At 69.8% G+C, this 15,518-nt stretch carries 8 protein-coding genes and 2 pseudogenes; 6 read left to right on the forward strand and 4 right to left on the reverse strand.

Going from position 1 to position 15,518, the window contains the following annotated elements; all coding sequences use genetic code 11:
- Window positions 1-125 precede the first annotated feature (125 nt).
- Both KIH73_RS06745 and xseA read right to left on the reverse strand, forming a co-directional pair.
- Window positions 126-482: an exodeoxyribonuclease VII small subunit gene (locus tag KIH73_RS06745; protein ID WP_219081848.1), complete on the reverse strand. Its 357-nt coding sequence runs from the start codon at window positions 480-482 to the stop codon at window positions 126-128.
- A gap of 128 nt (window positions 483-610) precedes the next feature.
- Window positions 611-1,924: an exodeoxyribonuclease VII large subunit gene (gene xseA / locus KIH73_RS06750; RefSeq protein WP_219081850.1), complete on the reverse strand. Its 1,314-nt coding sequence runs from the start codon at window positions 1,922-1,924 to the stop codon at window positions 611-613.
- A 400-nt stretch (window positions 1,925-2,324) separates the two neighbouring features.
- Here xseA and nrdD point away from each other — a divergent pair, with 400 nt between their 5' ends.
- On the forward strand, window positions 2,325-4,709 hold the full coding sequence (gene nrdD / locus KIH73_RS06755) for an anaerobic ribonucleoside-triphosphate reductase (protein WP_219081852.1): 2,385 nt from the start codon (window positions 2,325-2,327) through the stop codon (window positions 4,707-4,709).
- Window positions 4,710-4,884: 175 nt separating this feature from the next.
- The gene (nrdG, locus tag KIH73_RS06760) at window positions 4,885-5,601 is read left to right on the forward strand and encodes an anaerobic ribonucleoside-triphosphate reductase activating protein (RefSeq protein WP_219081855.1); all 717 of its coding nucleotides are present in this window, start codon (window positions 4,885-4,887) and stop codon (window positions 5,599-5,601) included.
- 201 nt (window positions 5,602-5,802) lie between these two features.
- Here the strand turns inward: nrdG and KIH73_RS06765 are convergent, their stop codons facing one another.
- Window positions 5,803-6,672 (reverse strand): D-hexose-6-phosphate mutarotase, encoded by an 870-nt coding sequence (locus tag KIH73_RS06765; RefSeq protein WP_219081857.1) that lies wholly within the window; start codon window positions 6,670-6,672, stop codon window positions 5,803-5,805.
- Window positions 6,673-6,945: 273 nt separating this feature from the next.
- Here KIH73_RS06765 and KIH73_RS06770 point away from each other — a divergent pair, with 273 nt between their 5' ends.
- The 4 genes and pseudogenes from KIH73_RS06770 (at window position 6,946) to KIH73_RS06780 (ending at window position 13,840) form a co-directional block, all read left to right on the forward strand.
- The gene (locus tag KIH73_RS06770; RefSeq protein ID WP_219081858.1) at window positions 6,946-7,833 is read left to right on the forward strand and encodes a C39 family peptidase; all 888 of its coding nucleotides are present in this window, start codon (window positions 6,946-6,948) and stop codon (window positions 7,831-7,833) included.
- 175 nt (window positions 7,834-8,008) lie between these two features.
- A pseudogene (locus KIH73_RS11205) lies at window positions 8,009-9,848 on the forward strand (acyl-CoA dehydratase activase); the annotation flags it as partial.
- A 131-nt stretch (window positions 9,849-9,979) separates the two neighbouring features.
- Window positions 9,980-13,000 (forward strand): annotated as a pseudogene (locus KIH73_RS11210) (acyl-CoA dehydratase activase-related protein); the annotation flags it as partial.
- 210 nt (window positions 13,001-13,210) lie between these two features.
- A complete protein-coding gene (locus tag KIH73_RS06780; RefSeq protein WP_219081863.1) occupies window positions 13,211-13,840 on the forward strand; it encodes a TetR/AcrR family transcriptional regulator in 630 nt (209 codons plus the stop codon).
- A 155-nt stretch (window positions 13,841-13,995) separates the two neighbouring features.
- Here the strand turns inward: KIH73_RS06780 and KIH73_RS06785 are convergent, their stop codons facing one another.
- Complete coding sequence (locus KIH73_RS06785; RefSeq protein WP_219081865.1) at window positions 13,996-15,516, reverse strand: alpha-N-arabinofuranosidase; 1,521 nt, start codon at window positions 15,514-15,516, stop codon at window positions 13,996-13,998.
- Window positions 15,517-15,518: the final 2 nt, after the last annotated feature.

The raw sequence follows: 15,518 nt of genomic DNA on the forward strand, positions 1-15,518 counted from the left end.
AGGTGAGCGGCCGCCGAGGCCGCGAAGGGTACTCGGTCCGGGTTGGACTGGGCCGAGCCGTTGGCGGGCGGTCCGGTGGACTGCCCGTAGGCGAGGTGAGCGGCCGCCGAGGCCGCGAAGGGTACTCAGTCCAAGTTGGACTGAGTACCAGCCGTCTCGGCCGAGGTCGCCTGCTCGGCCTGCGCGGCGTCGAGCCGGGCGCGCACGTCGTTGAGCAGGCTCTGCGCGCGGCGGGCGAGCGCCTCGCCGATCTCCCACTGGCGCATTGACTGGTCGAGGCTGAGCCCGCCGGCCTCCAGCGCCTGCACGGCCTGGATGAGCTTGTCGCGCGCCTCCTCGTAGGGCATGGCCGCGATGGCCTGACGCTCCGCGTCGGTGAGCGAGGACGCCGGGGCGGCCGGCCGGTCGGCGGCCTCCTGCGCGGTCTTGTCGGTCTTGTCGGCGTCGTTGGTTGCGGTGGGTTCGGTGGTCTTGGCTGCCATGATGGCTCCTTTCGGTGTTCCGTGCCGTCGTGTGTGTTGTGCGGTGTGGTCCGGCGCGAGGTCGCGTGCCGTCGATGCCGACGGCCGTGGCCCCGCCCGCGCCGTCCGGTCGCTTCCGCGCGCGGCGCCTAGTCGGCGGCCTCGCGGGCGGCGGTGACCTCGGCGAGCACCGAGCCCCGGCGCAGGGTCACGGTGATCGACTCGCCGGCGGCCGTGCGGCCGGCGTCGTCGAGCACGTGCCCGTCCGCGGTCTGCACGACCGCGTACCCGCGGTTGAGCGTGGACTGCGGGCTGAGCGCGGTGAGCGAGGCGTGGCGCTTCTCGATGGTCATCGTCGCGTCGTCGACGATGCGCGTCAGGCCGCGGCGCATGCGCTGCACGGCCTCGTCGACGAAGCGCTGGTGCGGCTCGAGCATCGTGGCCGGATGGGTCAGGCTCGGCCGGTCGGCGTATCCCTCGATCAGCCGGATCTCGTTGTCGACGCGGGCGCCGATGCGCATGCGCATCTGGGCGATGGCCCCGGCGACCAGCTGCCACTGCTCGCGCACGTCGGGGACGACGCGCTTGGCCGCGTCGGTCGGCGTCGAGGCGCGCAGATCGGCCGCGAGCTCGATGAGCGTCCAGTCGTCCTCGTGGCCGATGGCCGAGACGATGGGCGTGGCGCAGGCGGCGGTCGCGCGCACGACGCCCTCGTCGGAGAAGCCGATCAGGTCCTCGAAGCTGCCGCCGCCGCGCGCGACGATGATGACGTCGACCTCCGGGTCGGCGTCGAGCTGGCGGATCGCCGAGACGACGTCCGACGGGCACTGCGCGCCCTGGACGTGCACATGCACGATCTTGAAGCGCACCGCGGGCCAGCGCAGGTTCACGTTGGTCACCACGTCGCCCTCGGCGCGCGCCTGCGGGGCGCAGATCAGGCCGATGCACCGGGGGAACTCGGGCAGCGGCACCTTGTTCTCGGCGTCGAACAGGCCCTCGCCCTTGAGCCGCCGGCGCAGCTCGTCGATCTGCGCCTTGAGGTCGCCGGCGCCGACGCGGCGGATGTCGTCGGCCACGAAGCTCAGGCGCGTGGCCTTGACCCAGATGTCGGCCCTGCCGTGCACGACCACGCGGTCGCCCTGCCGGAAGTCGCGCGCCTTGGCCACGAACCGGCTGAACCCCATGACCTGGATCGAGACCTCCTCGTGGTTGTCGCGCAGAGTGATGTACCCGGAGGTGGACCGGCGCATGTTGATCTCGACGATCTGCCCCTCGATCCAGGCCTCGGGCCACTTGAGCACCGCGTTGTGGAACTTCTGGCTCAGCACGCTGACCGGCCAGGGGTTCTCGGGCGTGGTGTCGCGGGCCAGGCGCGGCAGCTGGTCGAGCGGACGCGGGCCGTCCGCGGCTCCCCCCGCCGGCGGCCGCGATGCCGCCGGACCGTATCCATAGTCGAAACTCATGGGTCCAAGGTTCCCCCATCTGAGGGACAAGGGCGCGTCGCGCCGGAACGCCGGGGGACACGCCGAGGCGGGGCCGTCGCGTCGTTCCGCTAGCCTGTCCCGGGCCGGTGCGGACGCCCCCGGCGCGACACGCTGGGCCGGGAATGTTACCCAAATCACACAACCGACGGTTTTGCGCGGTATTTGGCCGATGGGCACTACATCTAGGGGGGCTGGCGGCGCGTCGCAACTAGATATCGGGGTGAGGTTGTCGTAAAGTCGTTCATCTAGAGACGGCTTACACGAATGTAGTTTGCCGGTCGAACGGGCGAATCACGTGGGTGGATCGGCTCGCAGCAGGAGATATCGAGACAACCGGTCGGGCGGCGCGAGCCGCGCGTCCGGACGCAGGAGGACGAGCATGGAAACGCAGGTGCTGGAGGCAACCAGAACGACTACCGCACGGGTGCTGGTCGAGAAGCGCGACGGTCGCATCGTCGACTTCGACCCGATCAACATCATCAACGCGGTCAAGTCCGCCTTCAACGACCTCGACAAGAAGGTCGGCCCCCAGGAGGAGCAGATGATCCGCGACATCGCCAACCAGGTGGAGGGCGAGATCAAGGAGCGCTACAACGGCCCCGCCAAGATCGAGGACATCCAGAACCTCGTCGAGCACGCCCTGATCGAGGACCACCTGTACGACGTCGCGCGCAACTACACCACCTACCGCCTGAACAAGGACATCGAGCGCGCCAAGGCCACCGACATCAACGAGGCCGTCAGCAAGCTCATCAACAAGGACGAGTCGCTGGTGCGCGAGAACGCGAACAAGGACTCGAACGTCTACGCCACGCAGCGCGACCTGCTGGCCGGCGCGGTCTCCAAGGCCTCGGCGTTCGCGATGCTGCCGGACGCGGTCTCCAACGCGCATATGAAGGGCGACATCCACTTCCACGACGCCGACTACTCGCCGTTCACCTCGATGAACAACTGCTCGCTGCCGAACTTCGGCGACATGCTCGCCCACGGCTTCGCGCTCGGCAACGCGATGATGGACTCGCCGAAGTCCATCGGCACCGCCGCCACCCAGATCACCCAGATCATCAAGGACATCGCCGGCGCCCAGTACGGCGGCCAGACCGTGAACCGCGCCGACGAGATGCTCGAGCCGTACGCCAGGCGCGACTACGCGAAGAACCTCAAGATGGCCCACTCGATGATCCCGGACTCGACCCCGATCGCGGTGGCCGAGGACATGATCCGCGGCCTGAAGGCCCAGGAGCCGACCTGGCTGCACTTCGAGAACCGCGAGCCGCTGCCGATGGACGAGGCCTTCGACACGGACCTGCCCGAGCTGGACCAGATCCGCGAGATCTACGCGAAGATCATGACCCGCAAGGCCATCTACGACGCGATGCAGACGATGGAGTACCAGATCAACTCCAACCGCGTCTCCAACGGCCAGACCCCGTTCGTGACCGTCGGCTTCGGCCTGGGCACCTCGTGGTTCGCCCGCGAGATCCAGCGCGCGATCCTGCTCAACCGCATCCGCGGCCTGGGCAAGGACCGCCACACCGCGATCTTCCCGAAGCTCGTGTTCACGATCAGGCACGGCGTCAACGCCGATCCGGGCGACCCGAACTACGACATGAAGCAGCTGGCGCTCGAGTCGAGCACCAAGCGCATGTACCCGGACGTGGTGTTCTACGAGAACATCGTCAAGATCACCGGCTCCTTCAAGGCGCCGATGGGCTGCCGCTCCTTCCTGCAGGCGTGGACCGACCCCGAGACCGGCGAGGACGTCGAGGACGGCCGCATGAACCTCGGCGTGGTCACCGTGAACGTGCCGCGCATCGCGCTGGAGTCCCACGGCGACGTGGAGCGCTTCTGGAAGATCTTCAACGAGCGCATGGAGGTGGCGCACCAGGCGCTGCAGTTCCGCATCATGCGCTGCAAGCAGGCCACGCCGGTCAACGCCCCCACGCTGTTCCGCTACGGCGCGTTCGGCCGCCTCGGCGCCAACGACAACGTCGACCAGCTGTTCCGCAACGAGCGCGCCACCGTGTCGCTGGGCTACATCGGCCTGTACGAGGCGACCGCCGTGTTCTACGGCAAGAACTGGATGCGCGACCACGGCTGGGACCCGCAGGGCAAGGAGTTCGCGCTGTCGATCGTCAGGCGCATGAACGAGCTGTGCAAGCAGTGGAGCGCCGCCGAGGGCTACCACTACTCGGTGTACTCCACGCCGGCCGAGTCGCTGACCGACCGCTTCAACCGCATGGACCGCGAGAAGTTCGGCGAGGTCGAGGGCGTGACCGACCACGACTTCTACACCAACTCCTTCCACTACCCGGTGTGGCTGCAGCCGACCCCGATGGAGAAGCTCAACTACGAGAAGGACTTCCCGTACTACGCCTCGGGCGGCTTCATCAACTACTGCGAGTTCCCGTGCCTGCAGGCCAACCCCAAGGCGCTGGAGGCCGTGTGGGACTACGCCTACAACATCGGCATCGGCTACCTGGGCACCAACACCCCGATCGACCACTGCTTCGTGTGCGGCTTCGAGGGCGACTTCGAGCCGACCGACGAGGGCTTCAAGTGCCCCGAGTGCGGCAACTCCGACCCGGACAAGTGCAACGTGACCAAGCGCACCTGCGGCTACCTCGGCAACCCGGTGCAGCGCCCGATGGTGCACGGCCGCCACGAGGAGATCGCCCACCGCGTCAAGCACATGTCGGGCGAGACCGGCCACGTGACGCTGAACGACGGCACCACCCGCGAGTGGTTCGAGGAGGCCAAGTAGCGACGTCGGATCCCGCGCCCGCCCGGGCGCGGCGACCCCGAGGACCGGTCCGGCAGGCCGAGCGGCCGCCGGGCCGGTCCGGCGTTTGGGGGCGTCCTCCCGCACTTCCCGCGGGAGGACGCCGCGATGGGCATGGGCCCGGGGCAAGGCGCGGGCCCGCGGCAAGGAGGATCCGATGGGCGAATTCCAATCGACGGGCGCCGGACGGCGCGACTTCGCGGCCGGGGAGACGGGGCGCGGCCCCGCCGTCCCCAGCGAGCTGACCAACAACCCGCGCGCCGGCCAGTGGGACGGCCGCCGGCTCAGCCGCGGCATGGTCGCCGACTACAAGCGCTTCCTGATGACCGACGGCGAGGGCATCCGCTGCTCGCTGTACGTGTCGGGCTGCCCGTTCCGCTGCGAGGGCTGCTACAACTCCTCGATCTGGGACTTCGGCGTCGGCCACGCCTACACCGACCGACTGGAGGCGCAGATCATGGAGGACCTGGCGCAGGACTACGTGCAGGGGATCACGTTCCTGGGCGGCGAGCCGCTGCTCAACACCCCGATGCTGATCCCGCTGGCCCGCCGGATCCGCGAGCGCTTCGGGGCCTCGAAGGACATCTGGTGCTGGACCGGCTACACCTGGGAGGAGCTGATGCGCCCGGGGGAGACCCCGGACAAGCGCGAGCTGCTCGGGCTGATCGACATCCTGGTGGACGGCCGCTACATCGCGACGCAGCACGACTCGCTGCTGCAGTTCCGCGGCTCGCGCAACCAGCGGATCCTCGACGTGCCGCGTTCGCTGGAGGCCGGCGAACCGGTGGTCTGGGCCAAGCTGCACGACCAGGAGCGCTTCATCCCCGAGATCTACGGCGTGGAGCGCGCCGCCGGCGAGGGCGCCGCGTCCTGAACCGGCGCTTCGGCCGGACCGGGTGCGTGGCGTCGTCGCCGCACCCCCGGCTTCGTGATCACGCCCGGGCCACGGCGGTACGTCCGGCCGGGGCCCGGGCGTGATCGGCGGGCCGGTCCCGGCGGAGAGAGCCGGGCGGTCGGATCCCGGACGGTCCCGCCGTGGCCGCCGTCGACGAGGCCGAGGCGGGACCGGTACGGCTCAGGCGACGCGCAGCGTCTGCGACAGCGTGTGGGTCTCGCCGGGGGAGAGCACCACGCTGCGGTCGAAGCGGGCCACCGACTCGACGCACACGAAGCCGCGCCATTCGCCGGCCTGCATGTCGCCGATCGCATCGCCCGCCTGCTCGCCGGGGTTCCACACCACCGACTGCGGCGCGCCCTGCTTGCTCACGACGATCGTGCGGCCGAGCACCGGGTCGCTGACGCGCACGGTGTCGACGCCGTCCGCCAGATAGGTGCGGTCGGTCATGCCCGAGAACGTGATCGGCTCGCCGGTCGCCTTGTGCCGCGGCGTGTCGGCCTGAGTGTTGTCCAGGTAGTCGGAGGACTCGAACCCGGTGATCGCGATGCGCTCCACGTCGCCGACCCGGATGTAGGTGTGCAGCGCGGCCTCGTAGATCATCGGCTCGTCGCCGTCGTTGACGACGGTCAGCGACATGGTGAGCGCCGGGCCGACCTCCACGTCGTAGAACGCGCGGAAGCGCGGGGCGCCGCCGGACTCGAGCTGCGCGAGCGCCGCGGCGTCGAAGTCGGCGGAGTCCAGCACGTAGCGGGCGTGGTGGTCGTTGGACGCGCCGTCGTCGAACCGCCAGAACGACACGCGGCCGAAGCCGTGCTTCGGCTTCTTGTCCGCGGCCCGGCCGTGCGACCAGCCGGTGTTGAACCAGGGGAAGATGATGGGCACGCCGCCGCGGATGGCCGTGCCCTCGGCGAGATGGATGGCGCGGGGATGCCAGATGACCGGCCGCTGGCCGGCGGGGGACCAGGACACCACATGGGCGCCGTAGTCGCTGATGGAGGCGGAGGAGTCGTCGTTGACAATATCGCGGATGGTGAAAGCACTGCTCATACCACAAGTATAGGGAGGGAACCCGGCCCCGCGCCGGCGGGCCCGGGCGTCGCCCGCATGCCGGACGCCGGGCGGCGCGCCGCGGGCCCGTGCGCCGCCCGGCCGTTCCGCCGTCCGGAACGGCGTTTGCGGTTGAAGCGGCTCGAGACCCTATAGTGAAGCTGTCCAGCCGCCGTGACGGGGGCCGTGTCGGATGCCCGTCCGGCCGCGCCGCAGGTGGCCGGACGGACGAACGGGACGGAGCGAAGAGGGCGTATGCGGGTACGGCGGACGATGGCGGAACGCGCCGTCGCGGCATGCCTGACGGGCGTGATGGCGGCGTTCGGCGGCGTCGCGCCCGGCATGCGGCCGGCCGGCGCCGACGCCCGGACGTCGGCGTCCTCGCCCTCGCCCGCCGCGACGGGCACGGTCGCGTCGGACGGCGTGTGGGATGGCGGGTCGGGGGATTCCGGCGCACCGGCCGACGCGGCCGCCGGCGCGCCGGCCGTGTCCCGCGCCGCGCTGCTGGCCTCGATCGGCCCGAGCGAGCGGCTGGTGCCGGTGGTCGACGGCGCCGTGCGGCTCGACGTGCCGCTGCTCGCGCAGAACCCGGAGCTGCCCAACGGCTGCGAGGCCACCAGCCTGACGATGCTGCTCAACTACCTGTCGTACGACGTGACGAAAACCGAGATCGCCTACGACTACATGCCGCGCGGCGAGCTGGTCGAGACCCCGGCGCAGGTGCTGGCCCCCGACCCGGAGACCACCTACATCGGCGACCCCGGCGGCGGCCAGGGGTACTACATCCTCGCGCCGGGCCTGGTGCGGACCGCCGACCGGTACCTGCGGGCCGTCGGCTCGCCGGCGCGCGCGAGGGACCTCAGCGGCGCGGACGAGGAGCGGCTGGTGGCCGAGCTGGCCCACGGCCGCCCGGTGGTGGTCTGGGTCACGATCGACTACGGCGACGCCCTGTACTTCCGGCAGGACTGGACGAACGCCGAGACCGGCGAGGCGATGACGACGTACGCCAACCTGCACTGCGTGCTGCTCGTCGGGTTCACTCCGGACGCCTTCCTGGTCAACGACCCGCTGCGCGACGGCGTGCAGACGGTCGGGCGCGACGTGTTCCTCCACGCCTACCATGAGCTCGGCGACCGCGCGGTCGCCGTCGGGGCGGCATAGGCGCCGCCCCGTCCGACAGCCGGGACGCCGGTGTCGAATTATGCGCGCCGACAGGCGAATCATGCGCCCCCGGGGAGTGTCTGGGACGGTGCCCGACTATATTTACATGATGGGTAACCGGGCGTAATCGGCGGCGTCGCGTCGCCGTCCCGGACGACAATCGATAGAGGTACATATGGTGGATACAGCGAATACCGCGGTCTCCGACCGCGATACGAAGCCGTTGCGCGTAGGTCTCGACATCGGTTCGACCACGGTGAAGGCCGTGGTGCTCGATCAGGCCGATTCGCTCGAGGGCGTGCTGTTCTCCGATTACCGTCGTCACCATGCCAACGTGCGCGCCACCGTGGCCGGCCTGCTCAACGACATCCACGACCGCCTGGTGGAATGCGGCCGCGGCGACGAGCCGATCCGCCTGGCCATCACCGGATCCGGCGGCCTGGCGCTCGCCGACAGCCTGCACGTCCCGTTCGTCCAGGAGGTCATCGCCGAGACCGAGGCGATCGACGCCGAGTACCCGCAGGCCGACGTCATCATCGAGCTGGGCGGCGAGGACGCGAAGATCACCTACCTCAAGCCCACCCCCGAGCAGCGCATGAACGGCTCGTGCGCGGGCGGCACCGGCGCGTTCATCGACCAGATGTCCACGCTGCTGGACACCGACGCCGCCGGCCTGAACGACATGGCCAAGGAGTACAAAACGCTGTACCCGATCGCCTCGCGCTGCGGCGTGTTCGCCAAGTCCGACCTGCAGCCGCTGATCAACGACGGCGCGGCCAAGCCGGACCTGGCCGCCTCGATCTTCACCGCCGTGGCCACGCAGACCATCGCGGGCCTGGCCGCCGGCCGGCCGATCCACGGCACCGTGATCTTCCTCGGCGGCCCGCTGTTCTTCATGTCCGAGCTGCGCGAGGCCTTCCGCCGCGCGCTGGAGGGCAAGGTCGACGAGTTCATCACCCCGAAGGACGCCCACCTGTACGTCGCGTTCGGCGCCGCGCTGCTCGCCGGCCAGCCCGACAAGCTGGACTCCGACGGCCACTACGAGGCGCGCCCCTGCGCCGAGATCCTGGCCCGCCTGGACGAGCTGGAGCACCTGCCGGTCAACACCCCGACGATGCCGCCGCTGTTCCCGACCAAGGCCGACCGCGAGGCCTTCGATGCGCGCCACCACCGCGAGCACGTGCGCATCGGCACGCTGGAGGGCGCCACCGGACCGCACTTCCTGGGCATCGACGCCGGTTCGACCACGATCAAGGCCACGCTGGTCAACGACGACCGCGAGATCGTGTGGTCGAGCTACGCGACGAACGAGGGCAGCCCGCTGACCGCCGCCATCGACATCGTGCGGCGCATCCAGAACGAGCTTCCCGAGGGCGCGTGGATCGCCCGGTCCTGCGCCACCGGCTACGGCGAGGGCCTGATCGCCACCGGCCTGCACCTCGACGAGGGCGTGGTCGAGACGATGGCGCACTACCGCGGCGCCGAGATGGTCAGCCCCGGCGTCACCGCCGTCATCGACATCGGCGGCCAGGACATGAAGTACCTGGCGATCACCGACGGCGTGATCGACTCGATCGCCGTCAACGAGGCCTGCTCCTCGGGCTGCGGCTCGTTCCTGCAGACCTTCGCGTCCTCGATGGGCCTGAGCATCGAGGAGTTCACGCAGGCCGCGCTGAACTCCACGCACCCGGTCGACCTCGGCTCGCGCTGCACCGTGTTCATGAACTCCTCGGTCAAGCAGGCCCAGAAGGAGGGCGCCTCGATCGAGGACATCGCCGCGGGCCTGTGCTATTCGGTGGTGCGCAACGCGCTGTACAAGGTCATCAAGCTGCGCGACTCGGGCGAGCTGGGCGACACGGTGGTGGTGCAGGGCGGCACGTTCCTCAACGACGCCGTGCTGCGCGCCTTCGAGCTGCTCACCGAGCGCGAGGTGACCCGTCCGAACATCGCCGGCCTGATGGGCGCGTACGGCGCTGCGCTCACCGCGCGCATGCACTACGAGGACGTGGCCGACGACGCCGCCGCCGTGCGGGACGGCGCCCGGGCCACGACGGCCGAGGCCGCCGAGGGCGCGGCCGACGATGGCTCCGGCGATGCGGCGAAGGACGACGAGGGCTTCCGCGCCACCGGCGCCGCGGCCGGCGACAACGTCGTCGTCATCGACGGCGTCGCGCACACCGCGTCGACGATCCTGCGCGGCGAGGCGCTCGACACGCTGACGATGACCTCGGAGCGCGACGTGTGCAAGCTGTGCCAGAACCACTGCAAGCTGACGATCACCACCTTCGCCGACGGCTCGCGCTACGTCACCGGCAACCGCTGCGAGCGCGGCGGCGACGCGAGGAAGCAGCGCTCCGACCGGCCGAACCTGTACGACTACAAGTACAAGCGCGCGTTCGCCTACCGCCGCCTGACCGACAAGAAGGCCACCCGCGGCGAGATCGGCATCCCGCGCGTGCTCAACATGTACGAGAACTACCCGTTCTGGTTCACGCTGCTCACCTCGCTGGGCTTCAAGGTCGTGATCTCCGGGCGCTCCAGCCACGAGCTGTTCGAGACCGGCATCGAGTCGATCGCCTCCGAGAACATCTGCTACCCGGCCAAGCTGGTGCACGGCCACATCAAGTGGCTGCTGAACAAGGGCGTCAGGACGATCTTCTACCCGTGCGTGAGCTACGAGGACAACCTCGTCGACAACGCCGACAACCACTACAACTGCCCGGTCGTGGCCAACTACCCGGTCGTGATCGGCGCCAACATGCCGGAGCTGCGCGAGGAGGGCGTCCGCTACCTGCGCCCCTACTTCAACCTGGCGAACCGCGGGCTCATGGTCGAGCGCATCGTCGAGTCGTTCGACTGGGCCGGCGTGACGCGCGAGGAGGCCGAGAAGGCCGTCGCGGCCGCCTACGCCGAGGACAAGGTCTTCAAGTACGACGTGCAGCAGGAGGGCCTGCGCGCGCTGGCCTACATGAAGGAGCACGGCTGCCGCGGCATCGTGCTCGCCGGCCGCCCGTACCACATCGATCCGGAGATCAACCACGGCATCCCCGAGACGATCTGCTCGCTCGGCATGGTCGTGCTCTCCGAGGACTCGGTGTGCGAGCTGCAGCCGGGCGAGGACCTGCACTTAAGCGAGTACCTGTCGGAGGGCGAGGAGGATCCGCGTAGGCGCAACGCCGACGGGTTCCGCCACGTCGGCGACCGCAAGGTCACCAAGATGCCGCTGCGCGTGACCAACCAGTGGGCCTACCACGCCCGGCTGTACGCCGCGGCGAACTTCGTGGCCTCGTACCCGGGGCTCGAGCTCGTCCAGCTCAACTCCTTCGGCTGCGGCCTCGACGCGATCACCACCGACCAGGTCTCCGAGATCCTGGCGGACAAGGCCGACGTGTACACGCTGCTCAAGATCGACGAGGTCTCGAACCTGGGCGCGGCGAAGATCCGCCTGCGTTCGCTCAAGGCCGCCGTCGAGGAGCGCGAGCGCAACAAGGCGCGCCAGGAGCCCCCGGTGTCCGGCGCCGACGGCGGGGCCGCCGCGGACGAGGGGACGGCCGAGGCCCTGCGCCGGGCGCAGGCCAGGGTCGACGAGGCCAAGGCGCAGCTCGCCGCCGCCGAGGCCGCCCTCAAGGACGCCCGCGGCGCCGCCGGGCGCGACGCCGGCTTCCGCAGGACCGGTTCCGAGGCGCCGACCCCGGGCCGCCAGGTCATGCTCGACACGGTGATGCGCAACAACCCCAAGCTCACCGAATCCGTCAGGAACGCGTCCCGCCGCGCCGCCGCCGGCGCCCCGGCCGCGGGGAAGGCCTCCGCGCACAACTCGGCCACGCTGTCGAAGTACGCGAACAAGGTGCCGTTCGGCAAGTCGATGAAGAAGGACTACACGATCGTCGCCCCGCAGATGAGCCCGATCCACTTCTCGCTGGTCGAGTCGGTGATCCGCTCCGCCGGCTACAAGTTCGACATCCTCGAGCACGCCAGCCGCCAGGACGTCGAGGTCGGCCTCAAGTACGTGAACAACGACGCCTGCTATCCGGCGATCATGGTGATCGGCCAGCTCGTCGACGCCCTGCTCGAGGGCAAGTACGACCCCGACCACGTGGCGCTGGCGATCACGCAGACCGGCGGCATGTGCCGCGCGACGAACTACTTCGGTCTGATCCGCAAGGCGCTGGTCGACGCCGGCTACCCGCAGATCCCGGTGCTCGCGATCTCGACGCAGGGCCTGGAGGACAATCCGGGCTTCACGCCGACCCCGCAGCTGCTGCACCGCGCGATCAAGGCGCTGGTCATCGGCGACCTGCTGATGAAGTGCCTGTACCGCGTGCGCCCCTACGAGCAGGAGCCGGGCAGCGCGAACGCCCTGTACCGGCAGTGGGACACGATCGTGCGAGAGACGATCGAGCACCACGGCATGTCGAAGACCGCGAAGCGGGTGCTCGGCAAGGGCTACCTGCCCTACCAGGCGCTGCTCAAGCAGATCGTCAGGTCGTTCGACGCGCTGCCGCTCAAGGACGTCCCGCGCAAGCCGCGCGTCGGCGTCGTCGGCGAGATCCTGGTCAAGTACCATCCGGACGCGAACAACCACGTCGTCGACGTCATCGAATCGCAGGACTGCGAGGCGGTGGTGCCCGGCATCATGGAGTTCATGACCACCCGCCCGTACATCTCGGACTGGAACGAGAAGCATCTGGGCATGGGCGGCAACAAGGCCGTGTACGCGGTGATGCGCTGGGGCCTGGACCGCTACCTCAACCCGGTGCGCGCCGCCATCGACCTGGCGCACGGCAAGTTCCAGCAGGACGAGCCGATGCCGGAGCTGGTAAGGAAGGCCGCCGAGGTCACCTCGATCGGCGTGCAGGCCGGCGAGGGGTGGCTGCTGACCGCCGAGATCCTGGAGCTGATCGAGCAGGGCTGCCCGAACGTGATCTGCGCGCAGCCGTTCGCCTGCCTGCCCAACCATGTGACAGGGCGCGGCATGTTCGGCAAGATCCGCCGCCTGTACCCGCAGGCGAACATCGTGTCGATCGACTACGATCCGGGCGCCAGCGAGGCGAACCAGCTCAACCGCATCAAGCTGATGATCGCGGCGGCCAAGAAGGCGCACGCCGCCGGCACGGACGCGCCGGGGGCGGCGCACCGCACCGACGAGATGACGTCGGCCGACTGACGTGGGGGCGGGCCGGCCGTCGGCGTGGGCGACACGCCGACGCCGTCCGCAGGGTTCGGGGGATGGTCCGCGGCGATCGGCGGGATGAGGCCGATGCGCGCGGACCATCCCCCGAACCCTGCGGCCCGAGGCGCCCCTCGCGCGCCGAGGGGCGCGAACCCCGCGGGCCTATGCCCCGCCCCCGCCCCGGTCATGGGTAGACTGGACGGCATGGTGAGAAGGCAGAAACGCATACGCAAGGATCCCGAGGACCGCAAGCGCGAGATCACCCAGGCCGCCGCCAGGCTGATCAGCGAACGCGGGTTCAACGGGATCTCGCTGAAGGACGTGGCCGACGAGGTGGGGATGAGTCAGCCGGGTCTCCTGCATTACGTGGGCAACAAGGATGGGCTGCTGTCGCTGCTCATCACCGACATCTACGACGCCTACGGCACCCCGGGCGAGTTCCTGGCCACGGGGCTGCCGGGCAGCGACCCGGACGGTCCGCTGTTCCCGGCGTACCTGCGCTACCTGGTGCGGCACAACGCGAACCGGCGCATGATGGTGCAGCTGTACATGGTGCTCGAGACCGAGGCGTTCAACCCCTCGCACCCGCTGCACGACTACTTCCGCGTCCGCCCGGCCAGCGTCTGGGAGAAGTACAGCGAGATCCCGTGGAGGATCCCGCCCGAGATGGGCTCATGGAACGAGAGCATGGATCCGGTGGTCCGCCAGTGCATCGAGGCGATGGACGGCATCCAGCTGCGGTGGCTGCGCGAGCCGCCCATCGACCTGTACGACGAGTGGCTGGTGTTCGAGAAGCTGCTGTTCCCCTCGCCGATCTGGGACCACTACCGCTGAGCGCGCCGACCGCCGGCCTGTCGGTCGGCGCGCCGGGTCGCGGGCGGTTGAGCCACAATACGGACGGCCCCCTTCCGAATCGTCGGAAGGGGGCCGTCCGTCATGCGGGGAGGCGGCGGTGCGGCCGGTCGCCGGCGCGCACGCCGCCGCGCGCGTCAGACCACGGTGAAGCGCAGCGTGCTCACCGAGGCGGCGGGCAGCGTCACCGCGTGCGACTGCGCGACGTCGCCGCCGACCGGGATGCCCGCGGCCCGGACCAGGTCGGGGTCGTCCGCGGTGTTGCACTCGTGCGGGTCGCCGGCGGCCAGCGTGGTCATGGACTCCAGTCGCACGTCGACCGGGAACTTCAGGTCGATGTCGGCCGCGTCGTACATCGCGGCGTTCGTCAGGTCCACCAGCAGGGTGCGGCCGTCCTCGCCGAGCGAGGCGAAGACGTACACCGGCGACTCGGTGTCGCGGCGCGGCACGTCGAGCGCGGTGGCGCCGCGATGCCCCCGGTACATCATGAACACGTCGTAGTTCGGCGTGAGGACGGTGCGCTCGCCCTCGGTCAGGATCAGCGAATTGAGCACGTTGATCGTCTGCGCGTTGCAGGCCATCGTCACCTTGTCGCAGTTGCGCTGGAGCAGGTCGAGCGTCAGGGCGGTGGTCACGGCGTCGCGCATCGTCACCTGCTGCCTGAGCGCCGGGCGCGCGAGGAACGCGGTCTTGTGCCAGTTGCCCCACTCGCCGACGATGAGGTCGACGTGGTCGAGCTTGGAGTCCAACGGGCCTTCCGGCTCGTTGATCAGCGCCAGGCCCTCGTTCATCAGCGTCCACTGCTCGCGCAGGATGTCCTCCAGCTCGAGGCAGCCCTCGACGACGCGGTTCCAGCCGGCCTCGTCGAACTCGGTCGGCGTGTCCCGGTCGTCGTCGATGTTCCAGTTGTAGAAGTGCAGGTCGTAGCCGTCGATCTTCGGCTGCCGGTACTCGGCCAGCAGGCGGAAGAAGTCCTCGGTCCACTTCACGCGCTCGCGCGGCTTGTTGCCGTCCGGGCCCGAGGCGATCGCGACCATCGGCGTCGGGGTGAACAGGTCGGTGGTGAACGAGGGCATCGCCGAGGCGTAGCGGCGGTACTCGTCCATGTAGGTCTGCGGGGTCATCGTGCCGCCGCCGGCCCACACCTCGTTACCCAGGCCCCAGTACCGCACGCCGTAGGGGGCGGGGTGCCCGTTCGCCGCGCGCTCCCGGGCCAGGTCGGTGCCCTGCTCGCGGTTGCAGTACTCCATCCACTCCTTCATCTCGGCGATCGAGCCGGAGAGCATGTTGACGTTGATCCACGGCTCGGCGCCGAGCATCTCGCACAGGCGCAGGAACTCGTCGGTGCCGAAGTCGTGGGGGTCGAGCTCGTAGGTCGCGAAGTTCTCGTTGAACGTGGTCGCGCGGTCCGGGCCCACGCCGTCGCGCCAGTGGTAGGTGTCGGCGTAGCAGCCGCCGGGCCAGCGGATCAGCGGCGGCCTGAGCGCGCGCAGCGCGTCGAGCGTGGCCTTGCGGTAGCCGTGCTCGTTCTCGATGGGGGAGTCCTCGCCCACCCACAGGCCCCCGTCGATGCACTCGCCGAGGAACTCGATGAACTGCCCGTGCAGCTTGGGGTCGATGCGTCCGATGCGGCGGTTCGGATCGATGAACACGCTCATGG

Origin of the sequence: Bifidobacterium phasiani, assembly GCF_019331775.1 — a bacterium.
In the GTDB taxonomy this organism is placed as follows: domain Bacteria; phylum Actinomycetota; class Actinomycetes; order Actinomycetales; family Bifidobacteriaceae; genus Bifidobacterium; species Bifidobacterium phasiani.

Bases quoted from the DNA above. Each gene is read 5' to 3' on its own strand.
- xseA (WP_219081850.1), bottom strand. From the start codon at position 1,924: ATGAGTTTCGACTATGGATACGGTCCGGCGGCATCGCGGCCGCCGGCG.
- KIH73_RS06780 (WP_219081863.1), top strand. From the start codon at position 13,211: ATGGTGAGAAGGCAGAAACGCATACGCAAGGATCCCGAGGACCGCAAG.
- KIH73_RS06785 (WP_219081865.1), bottom strand. From the start codon at position 15,516: ATGAGCGTGTTCATCGATCCGAACCGCCGCATCGGACGCATCGACCCC.
- KIH73_RS06745 (WP_219081848.1), bottom strand. From the start codon at position 482: ATGGCAGCCAAGACCACCGAACCCACCGCAACCAACGACGCCGACAAG.
- nrdG (WP_219081855.1), top strand. From the start codon at position 4,885: ATGGGCGAATTCCAATCGACGGGCGCCGGACGGCGCGACTTCGCGGCC.
- nrdD (WP_219081852.1), top strand. From the start codon at position 2,325: ATGGAAACGCAGGTGCTGGAGGCAACCAGAACGACTACCGCACGGGTG.
- KIH73_RS06765 (WP_219081857.1), bottom strand. From the start codon at position 6,672: ATGAGCAGTGCTTTCACCATCCGCGATATTGTCAACGACGACTCCTCC.
- KIH73_RS06770 (WP_219081858.1), top strand. From the start codon at position 6,946: ATGGCGGAACGCGCCGTCGCGGCATGCCTGACGGGCGTGATGGCGGCG.